18 protein-coding genes and 1 pseudogene are annotated in these 12685 nt (G+C 50.6%); 18 read left to right on the top strand and 1 reads right to left on the bottom strand.

Annotated features, from left to right (window positions below; all coding sequences use genetic code 11):
• From ACJHXA_RS22950 to ACJHXA_RS22935, 4 genes are all read left to right on the top strand, one after another.
• A partial coding sequence (locus ACJHXA_RS22950) for a RusA family crossover junction endodeoxyribonuclease (protein WP_193325805.1) occupies positions 1-248 on the top strand: 248 nt, incomplete at its 5' end.
• Positions 249-267: 19 nt separating this feature from the next.
• Positions 268-1077: a KilA-N domain-containing protein gene (locus ACJHXA_RS22945; protein WP_283512372.1), complete on the top strand. Its 810-nt coding sequence runs from the start codon at positions 268-270 to the stop codon at positions 1075-1077.
• A 7-nt stretch (positions 1078-1084) separates the two neighbouring features.
• Positions 1085-2074, top strand: a complete 990-nt coding sequence (locus tag ACJHXA_RS22940; RefSeq protein ID WP_032198014.1) for a DUF968 domain-containing protein — start codon at positions 1085-1087, stop codon at positions 2072-2074.
• 14 nt (positions 2075-2088) lie between these two features.
• Positions 2089-2454 (top strand): antiterminator Q family protein, encoded by a 366-nt coding sequence (locus tag ACJHXA_RS22935; RefSeq protein ID WP_086647666.1) that lies wholly within the window; start codon positions 2089-2091, stop codon positions 2452-2454.
• A 204-nt stretch (positions 2455-2658) separates the two neighbouring features.
• Here ACJHXA_RS22935 and ACJHXA_RS22930 read toward each other — a convergent pair whose 3' ends face one another.
• Complete coding sequence (locus tag ACJHXA_RS22930; RefSeq protein ID WP_044064371.1) at positions 2659-3654, bottom strand: SDH family Clp fold serine proteinase; 996 nt, start codon at positions 3652-3654, stop codon at positions 2659-2661.
• A gap of 454 nt (positions 3655-4108) precedes the next feature.
• On the opposite strand from ACJHXA_RS22930, the gene ACJHXA_RS22925 reads away from it, so the two are divergent.
• The 14 genes and pseudogenes from ACJHXA_RS22925 to ACJHXA_RS22860 all read left to right on the top strand — a co-directional run.
• Positions 4109-4435, top strand: coding sequence for a phage holin, lambda family (locus ACJHXA_RS22925; protein ID WP_001120496.1), 327 nt, complete (start codon positions 4109-4111; stop codon positions 4433-4435).
• 3 nt (positions 4436-4438) lie between these two features.
• Entirely contained in the window at positions 4439-4915 is a 477-nt protein-coding gene (locus ACJHXA_RS22920; protein WP_032249115.1) for a glycoside hydrolase family 104 protein, read from the top strand.
• Positions 4899-5291 carry a DUF2570 domain-containing protein gene (locus ACJHXA_RS22915; protein ID WP_001332858.1) on the top strand — a complete coding sequence of 131 codons (393 nt, stop codon included), beginning with the start codon at positions 4899-4901 and terminating at the stop codon, positions 5289-5291. The genes ACJHXA_RS22920 and ACJHXA_RS22915 overlap by 17 nt, the downstream gene beginning before the upstream one ends.
• Positions 5176-5427: a peptidase gene (locus ACJHXA_RS22910; protein ID WP_225528478.1), complete on the top strand. Its 252-nt coding sequence runs from the start codon at positions 5176-5178 to the stop codon at positions 5425-5427. Before ACJHXA_RS22915 ends, ACJHXA_RS22910 begins: the two co-directional genes overlap by 116 nt.
• A gap of 66 nt (positions 5428-5493) precedes the next feature.
• Complete coding sequence (locus ACJHXA_RS22905) at positions 5494-6003, top strand: hypothetical protein (protein ID WP_074539693.1); 510 nt, start codon at positions 5494-5496, stop codon at positions 6001-6003.
• A 107-nt stretch (positions 6004-6110) separates the two neighbouring features.
• Positions 6111-6461 (top strand): HNH endonuclease, encoded by a 351-nt coding sequence (locus ACJHXA_RS22900; RefSeq protein WP_074539692.1) that lies wholly within the window; start codon positions 6111-6113, stop codon positions 6459-6461.
• A gap of 125 nt (positions 6462-6586) precedes the next feature.
• Positions 6587-7081 (top strand): phage terminase small subunit P27 family, encoded by a 495-nt coding sequence (locus ACJHXA_RS22895; protein ID WP_000929172.1) that lies wholly within the window; start codon positions 6587-6589, stop codon positions 7079-7081.
• A complete protein-coding gene (locus tag ACJHXA_RS22890) occupies positions 7078-8811 on the top strand; it encodes a terminase large subunit (RefSeq protein WP_225528477.1) in 1734 nt (577 codons plus the stop codon). Before ACJHXA_RS22895 ends, ACJHXA_RS22890 begins: the two co-directional genes overlap by 4 nt.
• An 11-nt stretch (positions 8812-8822) precedes the next feature.
• Complete coding sequence (gene ymfR, locus ACJHXA_RS22885) at positions 8823-9005, top strand: protein YmfR (protein ID WP_024169538.1); 183 nt, start codon at positions 8823-8825, stop codon at positions 9003-9005.
• Complete coding sequence (locus tag ACJHXA_RS22880; protein WP_001393070.1) at positions 9005-10246, top strand: phage portal protein; 1242 nt, start codon at positions 9005-9007, stop codon at positions 10244-10246. Before ymfR ends, ACJHXA_RS22880 begins: the two co-directional genes overlap by 1 nt.
• A complete protein-coding gene (locus ACJHXA_RS22875) occupies positions 10224-10874 on the top strand; it encodes an HK97 family phage prohead protease (protein ID WP_001193631.1) in 651 nt (216 codons plus the stop codon). Before ACJHXA_RS22880 ends, ACJHXA_RS22875 begins: the two co-directional genes overlap by 23 nt.
• A gap of 14 nt (positions 10875-10888) precedes the next feature.
• A complete protein-coding gene (locus tag ACJHXA_RS22870; RefSeq protein ID WP_001393068.1) occupies positions 10889-12094 on the top strand; it encodes a phage major capsid protein in 1206 nt (401 codons plus the stop codon).
• Positions 12095-12143: 49 nt separating this feature from the next.
• Entirely contained in the window at positions 12144-12332 is a 189-nt protein-coding gene (locus ACJHXA_RS22865) for a hypothetical protein (RefSeq protein WP_208482548.1), read from the top strand.
• Positions 12333-12343: 11 nt separating this feature from the next.
• A pseudogene (locus ACJHXA_RS22860) lies at positions 12344-12499 on the top strand (head-tail connector protein); the annotation flags it as partial.
• Positions 12500-12685 lie beyond the last annotated feature (186 nt).

Genomic DNA, 12685 nt, shown 5'->3' with positions numbered 1-12685 from the left:
TACGTCGTCTGCCGAAACCAACGTCGGCACCTGCTTCAGTGGAGATCGTGTTGTTTCCTCCGGATAACCGGATCCGCGATCTGGACAACTATAACAAGGCGCTGTTTGACGCCCTGACCCACGCGGGGGTGTGGGAAGACGACAGTCAGGTGAAAAGAATGCTGGTGGAGTGGGGACCGGTTATCCCGGAAGGGAAGGTCGAGATCACTATCAGTAAGTACGAGAAAACGGCGGGTGCAGCTGCCTGATTAAGAGGAGAAACGAAGTATGAATAATCTGATGGTCATTGATGGTATTGAAGTTCGTTGTGATGCTTATGGGCGTTACAGCCTGAACGATCTGCATCGCGCAGCAGTAGCATCTGGTGCAAATGCCAGAACCAAGGAGCCAGGAAAGTTTCTTTCCAGCCAACAAACTATTGAGCTTGTTCATGAATTAATCAACACCCAGAATTTGGGTGTTGACCCGGTGAGTGTGATTCATGGGGGAAATGAACGGGGAACGTATGTCTGTAAGGAACTGGTGTATGCCTATGCAATGTGGATCAGCCCGTCATTCCATCTGAAGGTGATCCGTACTTTCGATATGGTAACCAGCACACCGGAAAAATTATCCGGGCAGGCTGCTGACAAGATGCAGGCTGGCGTGATTCTGCTGGACTTTATGCGCCGGGAGTTAAACCTGTCTAACTCTTCAGTGCTTGGTGCCTGTCAGAAACTCCAGGAGGCTGTTGGCTTACCGAATCTGGCACCGCGCTATGCCATTGATGCTCCTGCTGACGCGCCTGATGGCTCAAGCCGCCCGACGCTGGCGCTGAGTGCACTGCTGAAGCAGTATGGTATCCGCCTGACGGCTAATCAGGCATATCACCAGATGGCGAAGCTGGGGATCGTTGAACAACGCGAACGATACAGCCGTACCGCAATTAACAACATTAAAAAATTCTGGTCGCTGACGGCGAAAGGCTGCATGTTCGGCAAGAACATCACCAGTCCTGCAAATCCGCGTGAGACGCAGCCGCATTTCTTCGAATCCCGATTCCCTGAGCTGTTAAAGCTGCTCGATACCGTTCATTGAGGTGACCGTGAGAGCGCTACTGACCCCTGAAATTGCCCCGCGTATGGGGATCGTATTGTTCAGACCCGGTTCAGAGCTGATGCCCCTGTTTATGCAGGGGCGTGTCCTGCTGGAGCCTGAGCCGGAACATTATTCATCTTTTTCCAGTGGTGCCGTTCCGGCGGCATTACAACCACTGGCGGATGATCCTGCCGTTCGGGCTGTGTTCCGCAATGAGGCGGTGATCCGTCGTGCTGGTGGCGTGGAATGTCTTGAAAGCTGGTTACTTCGTGAAAAAGGCTGCCAGTGGCCTCATTCCGACTGGCACAGCGAGAACATGACCACAATGCGACACGCTCCGGGCGCAATCCGTCTGTGCTGGCACTGCGATAACCAGCTGCGCGATCAGTTCACGGAACGGCTGGAATCAATGGCAACGGATAACTGTGCCCGCTGGGTGTTGTCTGTCGTGCGTCGGGATCTCGGTTTTGATGACAGTCACGTTGTGACAATGCCGGAACTGTGCTGGTGGCTGGTTCGTAATGACCTGGCGGATGCCTTACCGGAAAGTGCAGCCCGTAAGGCACTGAGATTACCGAAGCCTGTTGTGCCGTCTGTCACCCGGGAAAGTGATCTTGTTCCTTCGGTTCCTGCCACCAGCATCATCCAGGATAAAGCGAAAAAGGTGCTGGCGCTGAAAGTGGAGCCGGAGTCGCCGGAGTCTTTTATGTTACGCCCAAAACGTCGCCGCTGGGTTAATGAAAAGTACACGCGCTGGGTTAAGACGCAGCCGTGTGCATGTTGTGGAAAGCCCGCCGATGATCCCCACCACCTGATAGGCCACGGTCAGGGTGGAATGGGTACAAAAGCGCATGACCTTTTTGTGTTGCCTTTGTGCAGAAAGCATCACGACGAGCTGCATGCGGATACCGTGGCATTTGAAGAGAAGTATGGCTCCCAGCTGGAGCTGATATTTCGTTTTATCGATCGTGCGCTGGCGATTGGTGTGCTGGCCTGATTTTGTGGAGAAAGTTGATGCGTGATATTCAGATGGTTCTGGAGCGTTGGGGAGCATGGGCGGCGAGTGATAGTTCTGGAGTAGATTATTCGCCTATAGCTGCTGGGTTTAAAGGGCTTCTTCCCTATACAAGTAAAACACGTCAGGCTTGTTCAGATAGTGATGCATTAATTATTGAAGGTTGTCTTGCTCGTCTAAAGCAAAAAAGGCCGGACGAACATTCGCTGCTTGTTGCCCATTACCTATACGGTATCTCTAAAAGAAAGCTCGCCAAGGCTAGTAAAAAGGATGAGAAACTAATACGCATTGAGATACAGATGGCTGAGGGATTTATCGATGGTTGCCTTAGTATGCTCGATATACGTTTAGAATGTGAATAGATACAACAACGGCTCTTAGAGAGCCGTTGTTTTTAGAAACTGTTTTTTATGACTGAACCTGTGGTGCAACTTAAAAAGTTACTGTAGCCATTGACGCCATTGTTGCTTGTTTTTTGAGCAGTGGATGGAATGCTTGCTGGCTTAGGCGCAGCTGTAGTTGTATGCCTGTTAGTATAGACTACAAAGTTACCTGTAGATGATTTGTTATCCATGTCGAGCCCACCCCTCTGAGATAAGGTTATGATTTATGCCGAACTGACCTGGGACGCCTGGAACTTGCAAACGCTGTAACATCCCCTCAGTGCGGAATTGATATGAAAACGTGTCTGGAGCCTCTAAAATGCTTCTGACAGATACGTACGATGCCTGGTTAACTGTTCCTAAGATAGCATTTGGGTCAAAAGGTTCACCCAGATGCATCTCAGTTTTGAAATCTTCATAAATTTCTTTGATCAGACCGTAAAGGTGCTCATCTGGTTTTTCCACCGTAAGACCTAAATCGTTTACCGCTTCAATCCTATTTATAGTGTAGTCATGGCTACCAGAATCACTACAAAGGAAACTTACAATTTTCTCAATGCTTTCACTATCAGTGAGTTGGTGAGACAGTAGTTTTCTTGCGAGCATTTGAATCTGCGCTTTAGCTCGATAGACTTTTCCAAGTACCAAGGGATGAACCTTTTCACTTAATGCAAGGAGGATCTGTGCAAGTGAGGCATCATCTTTGATACTCAAATCATGCTTAACTACTTCAAGATAGCCATTGATTTCTTCAACACTGACTGGAAGTTGAAGTGGCTGCCCATTGATTATGGCCGAAGGGTTAAGTGGTGTATTCACACTTGGATCGATTGGCCCTAAGGTTGCCTGCTTGGTCATAACCAAGTTGTTCGCGCCAAGGCACATTATCGTCCCAGAACTATGGCATTTGGATGGGATTATGATTTCGAGTTCTTTACAAAACTGACGAAGCAGGTTTACAAGGCTCCATGCTGTTAAAGTGTCGCCGCCTCGCGTATAGAGCACGAGGCTAATTTTTTGAACATCACCTATCACATCAAGATGATTGACGAACAGATCGAATACATCAGCGCTGATTTGAGCTTCTTGGTTTGGTCTATCACCTGTTACATAGCATAATACTTTTGAATTGCGTGCTTGTTCCAGTTGCGCATACAGGGCTTTACGCTGCTCAAACATTCAGATGTCCTTATGTTAAGAATTTTCAAACCAAGAGGTAACATTCATTCAGAACTTACCACACAAGTGGTTAGATTCTATCGGCAAAAAAAGTCCAAAAATTAGCGCATTTACAAAACTCAAAGAGAGCAATGAGATTTTGCAAACGTACAGTGTGGATAACTTATGTGCAAAGTGGCGTTGATTTTACTCATTCGCTTCAAAAAAACCATAGTTTTCCTCACGCGGTCCGCATTTTATCGTGTAATCTGTTAAGAGTGGTTACTTCGCCACACAGCTTAAACCTGCCGTCGAGCGGGTTTTGTCATTTCTGGGCCTTGGTATTCGTTGGGCTTGGTCTATCTAGCACTTATCCATTGGCTCGGCTTCTTTTACGTTTCCGCTTCTGGTTTGCGGTTCGTGGTACTCCCTCAATTTGCACCTCCTGTATCGGCGAGGTGAGAGATAACTACAAATGCCTCATAACCCAAATACCTGGCTGGAGTTGGTCCAGAGCTGGTGGCGTGGAGACACACCGCTGGGCGCAGTGATTATGTCGATCGTTATGGCTGGCTTGCGCATTGCCTATTTTGGCGGTGGTGGTGGCTGGAAACGAAAAACGCTCGAGATTTTGCTCTGTGGTGCTCTGACGCTGACTTTTGCATCCGCTCTTGAGTATGTCGGATGGCCTAAATCTCTTTCTGTTGCCATTGGTGGCGGCGTTGGGCTGATCGGGGTCGATGCTATTCGTGGGGCTGCAATGAGAGTAATCGGTAATAAGTTTGGTGGCTCTAAGGAGTAATTTATGCAGGTACTAAATTCCCAGCGTAAAGCTTTCCTGGATATGGTGGCATGGTCAGAAGGGACGGATAACGGGCGACAACCGACACGTAACCACGGTTATGACGTTATTGTCGGTGGCGAACTCTTCACTGATTACTCCGATCACCCTCGCAAACTTGTCACGCTAAACCCGAAACTCAAATCAACAGCTGCAGGCCGTTATCAACTTCTTTCACGTTGGTGGGATGCTTACCGCAAGCAGCTTGGGCTGAAAGACTTCTCTCCCAGAAGCCAGGACTCAGTGGCATTACAGCAGATTAAAGAGCGTGGCGCTTTACCGATGATTGATCGCGGCAATATTCGTCAGGCAATCGACCGTTGCAGCAATATCTGGGCGTCTTTACCTGGTGCAGGTTACGGTCAGTATGAACATAAAATTGGCGACCTGATTTCCCGGTTTAAAGAGGCTGGTGGGGTGGTAAATGAAGCTGAGATATAAGCTGGTTATTGTTGCCTTCTTTGTTACCGTCATTGGTTCCTTCATCTGGTCTGCCGGGCATTACTACAGCAAATATCTGCACGAAAAGGAGCGTGCTGATGAGGCTATACGAAATGCTGAATCAGCAACTGCCATTACCCGTAACGTTCTGCAATCACTGCAAATCATCAATACAGTTATAGAGGCTAACCAGCATGCAAAACAGCAGATTGCACTGGAGTCACAGAGAACCCAGGAAGATATCAAAGTGGCTGTTGCGGATGATGATTGTGCTTCACGTCCTGTGCCTGCTGCCGCTGCTGACCGGTTGCGGAAGTACGCGGACAGTTTACGTGAACACTCCGGCGGTACCACTGCCAGCCAGCCTGACTTCTGAAACACCGATTCCAGTTGTACCTAGTCCACTGACATATGGTGCTAGCCTGGAACTGAATGTGAGTTTGTTATCTGCATTAGCGCAATGCAATAGAGATAAAAAGGATATTCTAAAAATAGGATATCAAAATGAATAAATATTTTCCGGAAAATGATTGTAACTGTGCTATAAATATAATTATCAAATAATATAAAGGTGAGTTATGGAAAGGTTTATAAAATCAATTGAATCTTCAATTGAAAGTGAGAATTGGTTAGCGGCATTGTTTATGGCTCTTGCTATGCCTGATATTTGCAGGAGCGTTGAACGTCCCAAAATAGGTAAGGGTGAAACAGGGAAATGGTATAAAGATTGGGTTTCTCGTTATCTTGAAAATAAATATACATCCGGTACACATGAACAGTGTCGATTTTATGCGGATGATTTTTGGCTGTATCGTTGTTCTTGTTTACATGCTGGACAGGATCCAGAGAACAGGAAAAGAATGATGCAGTTTAATTTTACACCACCACCTAGGCCAAATTGCCAAGTGCATTTAAATCACTTAAATGGCAAACTTCAGTTGCAAATAGATGTGTTTTGTCGAGATATGATTGAGGCAGTCAATCAATGGCGTACTGAGGTCGAGAATACGCCAGAAATTAAGGCTCGTATGGATTCTCTGATAAATATATCATTAGCATCTTTTGGAACATTCATTGTATTTGGTTAAATATTAATGAAGTGAATTTTACAGTGGGTACTAAAAGGTTCACTTCATTTAATGATTTCCCTAACACAAATTAGTTTTTAGAGAGGAAACTATTTAGGACATTAATAATGCCCCCTCGAACCCCAAAAGCCTGCCGTGTTCGCGGCTGCCGCTCTACAACCACAGACCCGTCAGGCTACTGCGAAAGCCACAAAAGCGAAGGCTGGAAGCAATACAAACCAGGACAATCCCGTCATCAGCGCGGCTACGGTTCGAAGTGGGACAGTATCCGCGCGCGTGTCCTGAAGCGTGACAAAGGCCTGTGTCAGTTATGTCTGCGCGCTGGTGTGGTGCGTGAGGCGAAAACTGTTGACCACATCATCCCTAAAGCGCATGGCGGCACTGATGCCGACTGTAATCTGCAGAGTCTGTGCTGGCCGTGTCATAAGACGAAGACGGCCCGTGAACGGCTTAAGTGATAATAATTCTCAACTGTCTGAGGGGAGGGGCGGGTCAAATCTCTGCGGCCTGACGTCTTCAGGACTGCCCGCCCCATCGTTTTTTTATACCCGCGAAAAATGAAATTTAACCAGGAGTGCCGCATATGGCTGGAACGGCGGGGCGTTCCGGGCGTCGCCCCAAGCCAACGGCGCGCAAGGCGCTGGCCGGAAACCCCGGCAAGCGAGCCCTGAACAAAGATGAACCTGTTTTTACGCCCATCAAAGGTGTTGAGCCACCGGAGTGGTTCGCTGAAGAAGATCTCCCTCTCGCCACGATCATGTGGCAACTGACAACCAAAGAACTCTGCGGTCAGGGCCTGCTGTGCGTGACTGACCTCGCGGTGCTTGAGCGGTGGTGCGTGGCCTATGAGTTCTGGCGACGTGCTGTGAAAAATATTGCCATACAGGGCAACACCATCACCGGCGCAATGGGCGGCAGGGTCAAAAATCCGGAGCTGACAGCCAAAAAAGAACAGGAGTCCGAGATGAGCAGCACGGGGGCAATGCTCGGACTCGACCCCAGCAGCCGCCAGCGTCTGATTGGCCTGGCGGGGCAGAAGAAAGCCACTAACCCGTTTCTGAAAATTATCGAATCATGAGCCGGAAATCTTACCCCAACGTAAATGCTGCAAATCAGTATGCCCGGGATGTCGTGCGCGGAAAGATTGTTGCCTGCCAGTTTGTGATTCAGGCCTGCCAGCGCCATCTTGATGACCTGATGGCGGAAAAAAGTAAGTCGTTTCGTTACCGCTTCGACAAGGACCTGGCTGAACGGGCCGCCAAATTTATTCAGCTGTTGCCGCATACCAAGGGGGAATGGGCATTCAAGCGGATGCCCATCACGCTGGAGCCGTGGCAGCTCTTTGTGATCTGCTGTGCGTTTGGCTGGGTCAATAAAGGTACCCGGCTGCGCCGCTTCCGTGAGGTGTATACCGAAATCCCCCGTAAGAACGGCAAATCGGCAATCTCTGCCGGTGTCGCCCTGTATTGTTTTGCCTGTGATAACGAGTTCGGCGCGGAAGTGTATTCCGGTGCCACGACGGAGAAACAGGCATGGGAAGTCTTTCGTCCGGCACGACTGATGTGTAAACGCACATCCATGCTGACGGAAGCGTTCGGGATTGAGGTTAACGCCTCAAACATGAACCGTCCGGAGGATGGTGCGCGGTTTGAACCGCTGATCGGTAACCCCGGTGATGGTTCATCACCCCACTGTGCCGTGGTGGATGAATATCACGAGCACGCCACAGATGCGCTTTACACCACAATGCTTACCGGGATGGGGGCGCGACGCCAGCCACTGATGTGGGCTATCACCACCGCCGGGTACAACATTGAGGGGCCGTGCTACGACAAGCGGCGGGAAGTTATCGAGATGCTCAATGGCTCGGTTCCCAACGATGAACTGTTCGGGATCATCTATACCGTTGATGAAGGTGACGACTGGACCGACCCGCAGGTGCTGGAAAAAGCCAATCCAAATATTGGCGTGTCGGTTTATCGCGAATTTTTGTTAAGTCAGCAGCAGCGTGCGAAAAATAATGCCCGTCTGGCAAACGTCTTTAAAACAAAACACCTCAATATCTGGGTGTCGGCGCGTTCGGCGTATTTCAACCTGGTGAGCTGGCAGAGCTGCGAGGATAAATCACTGACTCTTGAGCAGTTCGAGGGGCAGCCGTGCATTCTGGCCTTTGACCTGGCGCGTAAGCTGGATATGAACAGCATGGCGCGACTTTATACCCGCGAGATTGACGGTAAAACGCATTACTACAGTGTGGCCCCACGTTTCTGGGTACCGTATGACACGGTGTATAGCGTCGAGAAAAATGAAGATCGCCGGACAGCCGAACGCTTTCAGAAATGGGTGGAAATGGGCGTCCTGACCGTTACCGATGGTGCAGAGGTGGATTATCGCTACATCCTCGAAGAGGCCAAAGCGGCGAACAAAATCAGCCCGGTCAGCGAGTCACCCATCGACCCCTTCGGGGCGACCGGGTTGTCACATGACCTTGCTGATGAAGACCTGAACCCCGTCACCATCATTCAGAACTACACCAACATGTCCGACCCGATGAAAGAGCTGGAAGCGGCAATTGAATCGGGGCGCTTTCATCATGATGGCAATCCCATCATGACCTGGTGTATCGGCAACGTGGTCGGAAAAACCATTCCGGGTAACGATGATGTGGTGAAACCCGTCAAAGAGCAGGCAGAAAACAAAATCGATGGTGCAGTTGCGCTGATTATGGCGGTTGGCAGAGCCATGCTGTACGAGAAAGAAGACACGCTGTCTGACCACATTGAGTCCTACGGGATCCGCTCGCTTTAACTGAGGTAATTATGATCATGCTGATTCTCGCGCCTCTGGTAGGTGTGCTGGGGGCGCTTTTGCTGGCGTATGGTGCCTGGCTGATTTATCCCCCGGTGGGTTTTGTTGTTGCCGGGGTGTTGTGCCTGTTCTGGTCGTGGCTGGTGGCGCGATATCTCGACCGTACACAGCAGTCTGTCGGCGGAGGTAAATAGTGTTCTTTTCGGGATTATTTCAACGAAAAAGTGACGCACCGGTGACCACGCCCGCAGAGCTGGCGGATGCTATCGGGTTGTCCTACGACACCTATACCGGAAAGCAGATCAGCAGTCAGCGGGCCATGCGACTGACGGCGGTTTTTTCCTGCGTCAGAGTGCTGGCAGAGTCGGTCGGGATGTTGCCCTGCAATCTGTATCACCTGAACGGCAGCCTTAAACAGAGAGCCACCGGCGAACGTCTGCATAAGCTGATCTCCACGCATCCCAATGGCTATATGACGCCGCAGGAGTTCTGGGAGCTGGTGGTCACCTGTCTGTGCCTGAGGGGAAACTTTTACGCCTACAAAGTGAAAGCATTTGGCGAAGTGGCTGAACTGCTGCCCGTCGATCCCGGCTGTGTGGTACCGAAGCTTAACAGTAGCTGGGAGCCGGTCTATCAGGTCACATTCCCGGACGGCTCAACGGATGTGCTGACCCAGGAGGATATCTGGCATGTGCGCACGCTGACGCTGGACGGTCTGGTGGGACTGAATCCCATCGCCTATGCCCGCGAGGCAATATCGCTGGCAGCAGCGACTGAAGAGCACGGTGCCAGACTGTTCAGCAATGGCGCGGTGACGTCCGGTGTGTTGCGTACAGAACAGACGTTGTCGGATCAGGCTTATGAGCGCCTGAAGAAAGATTTTGAGGAGCGTCACACCGGGCTTGGCAATGCTCACCGCCCGATGATCCTTGAGATGGGGCTGGACTGGAAGTCGATGGCATTGAACGCCGAGGATAGCCAGTTCCTGGAAACCCGCAAGTTTCAGCTTGAAGAAATCTGTCGTCTGTTCCGTGTGCCCTTGCACATGGTGCAGAACACCGATCGTGCCACCTTCAACAATATCGAAGAGCTGGGGCTGGGATTTATCAACTATTCACTGGTGCCGTATCTGACCCGCATCGAACAGCGGATCAACACCGGACTGGTACGAAAAAGTAAGCAGGGCGTTTATTACGCCAAATTTAACGCCGGGGCGTTACTGCGCGGGGATATGAAGTCCCGTTTTGAAGCCTACGCCACCGGGATCAACTGGGGAATTTACTCTCCCAATGACTGCCGCGACCTGGAAGATATGAATCCGCGTCCCGGTGGTGATGTCTATCTCACACCGATGAACATGACCACGAAACCCTCCGATGGCAGTAAAGCCGGTAAGCAGAAGGATAACGCCAATGCAGACGAAACAACGTCTTGATGTACCGCTGAGTCTGAAATCTGTCAGTGACTCCGGTGAGTTTGAAGGGTATGGCTCCGTCTTTGGTGTAAAGGACAGCCACGATGATGTGGTGATGTCCGGGGCATTTGCTGCTTCCCTACGGGCGTGGAGTGACAGAAAAGCGTTACCTGCGCTGCTCTGGCAGCACCGCATGGATGAACCCATCGGTGTTTACACCGAAATGAAGGAAGACGATGTCGGGCTTTACGTCAGGGGACGGTTGCTTATTGATGATGATCCCCTCGCAAAACGCGCACATGCACACATGAAGGCCGGTTCGTTAACCGGCCTTTCTATTGGGTACGTCCTGAAAGACTGGGAATACGACCGGAGCAAAGAAGCCTTTCTGCTGAAAGAAATCGACCTCTGGGAAGTCAGCCTGGTGACGTTCCCGTCTAACGACGAGGCGCGGATCAGCGACGTCAAGAACGCACTGGCCCGCGGGGAAATCCCCGAACAGAAAAAAATCGAAAGAGTCCTGCGTGATGTCGGACTCTCCCGTACCCAGGCCAAAGCATTCATGGCCGGGGGCTATGGCGCACTGTCCCTGCGCGACGCTGAGGATGTGGGCTCTGCACTGAATGCACTGAAAAATCTGAACTTCTAATCAGGAGAAATACGATGGCGGTTGATATTAAAGATGTCGAACAGGTCGCGCAGGAGCTGCAGCAGAAGTTTGACGACTTCAAAGCAAAGAACGACAAGCGCGTGGATGCGATTGAGCAGGAAAAAGGCAAACTTGCCGGGCAGGTGGAAACCCTGAACGGGAAACTCAGCGAGCTGGAAAATCTCAAAAGCGACCTTGAAAAAGAGCTGCTTGAGCTGAAACGTCCGGCAGGTGGTGCGCAAAATAAACTGGCCACAGAGCACAAAGAGGCGTTTGTGGGCTTTCTGCGTAAAGGCCGTGAAGACGGTCTGCGCGATCTGGAGCGCAAGGCATTGCAGGTGGGCACCGATGAAGACGGTGGCTATGCCGTGCCGGAAGCACTGGATCGCAACATTCTCACCCTGCTGAAAGATGAAGTGGTGATGCGCCAGGAAGCCACGGTGATCACTGTTGGCGGTTCCGACTACAAAAAACTGGTGAATCTGGGCGGCACGGCTTCCGGATGGGTGGGCGAGACTGACGCGCGCTCCCAGACTGCCACCTCAAAACTGGGACTGATTGAACCTTTCATGGGGGAAATCTACGGTAACCCGCAGGCCACTCAGAAAATGCTGGATGATGCCTTCTTCAACGTGGAGGCCTGGATCAACAGCGAGCTGGCGACCGAATTTGCCGAACAGGAAGAAATTGCCTTTACCACCGGTGATGGCACCAAGAAGCCAAAAGGGTTCCTGGCGTATGAATCCACCGATGAAACCGATAAGGTTCGTGCGTTCGGTAAACTTCAGCATATTGTATCCGGTGAAGCGACGACGGTGACCGCAGACGCCATTATCAAACTGATTTACACGCTGCGTAAGGCACACCGCACTGGCGCGAAGTTCATGATGAACAACAACAGCCTGTTTGCCATCCGTCTGCTGAAAGACACCGAGGGTAACTATCTGTGGCGTCCGGGGCTGGAGCTGGGGCAACCGTCCTCTCTGGCGGGTTACGGTATCGCTGAAAACGAACAGATGCCGGATATCGCCGCTGATGCGAAAGCTATTGCATTTGGTAACTTCAAACGGGGTTACACCATCGTTGACCGTATCGGTACCCGCATTCTGCGTGATCCGTACACCAATAAACCGTTTGTCGGTTTTTATACCACCAAGCGCACCGGCGGCATGCTGGTCGATTCGCAGGCCATCAAACTGCTGAAGATTGCAGCGGCGTAATCACTCAGGGGCGCTGAATTGCGCCCCTGTTCTGACAGGTGAAAGAATCATGATCCTGAAACAAGATCTGAAATGGTCACCGGACGGTATGCGCGTTGAGATCATTCGTGCTGGTGAGTATGAAGATAAAGAATTACCCGAACGGGTACGTGAAATTGCCACTGCAGCAGAGATTGTTTCTGATAAGAGAACACCTGTTGCACGGGTATCTGATAAGGCTAAAAAACAGCATTCATAGAGGTAGCCCAAATGATGCCTACTCTGGAAGAGCTTCGTGTTCAGTGCCGGATTGATGATGACAATGAACAGGAGAATGCACTTCTTATGATGTATCTGGCAGCAGCCAGAGAAGAGGCTGAAAAGTTTTTAAACCGGACACTTCACGATGAAACTGTTCCTGATCAGGATACGACCGGGCTTGTAATAACACCGCTGATAAAGTTGCGTCTTATGCAACTGGTTGGTGGATTTGCCCCTATATTTCCAGACACCTGTTATCACTTAACCCATTACTGGCCTGCTGCCGCAGATATTCCCGTGGCGAGCGATAACCCAGTGCACTATGCGGGTGCCATTCGTTATAATGCTCGA

The sequence above is a fragment of the Escherichia sp. WS33 genome, assembly GCF_046486385.1.
In the GTDB taxonomy this organism is placed as follows: domain Bacteria; phylum Pseudomonadota; class Gammaproteobacteria; order Enterobacterales; family Enterobacteriaceae; genus ECMA0423.
Note: the sequence above shows the minus strand (reverse complement) of the source record. Positions and strands in the feature narration are given on the sequence as shown.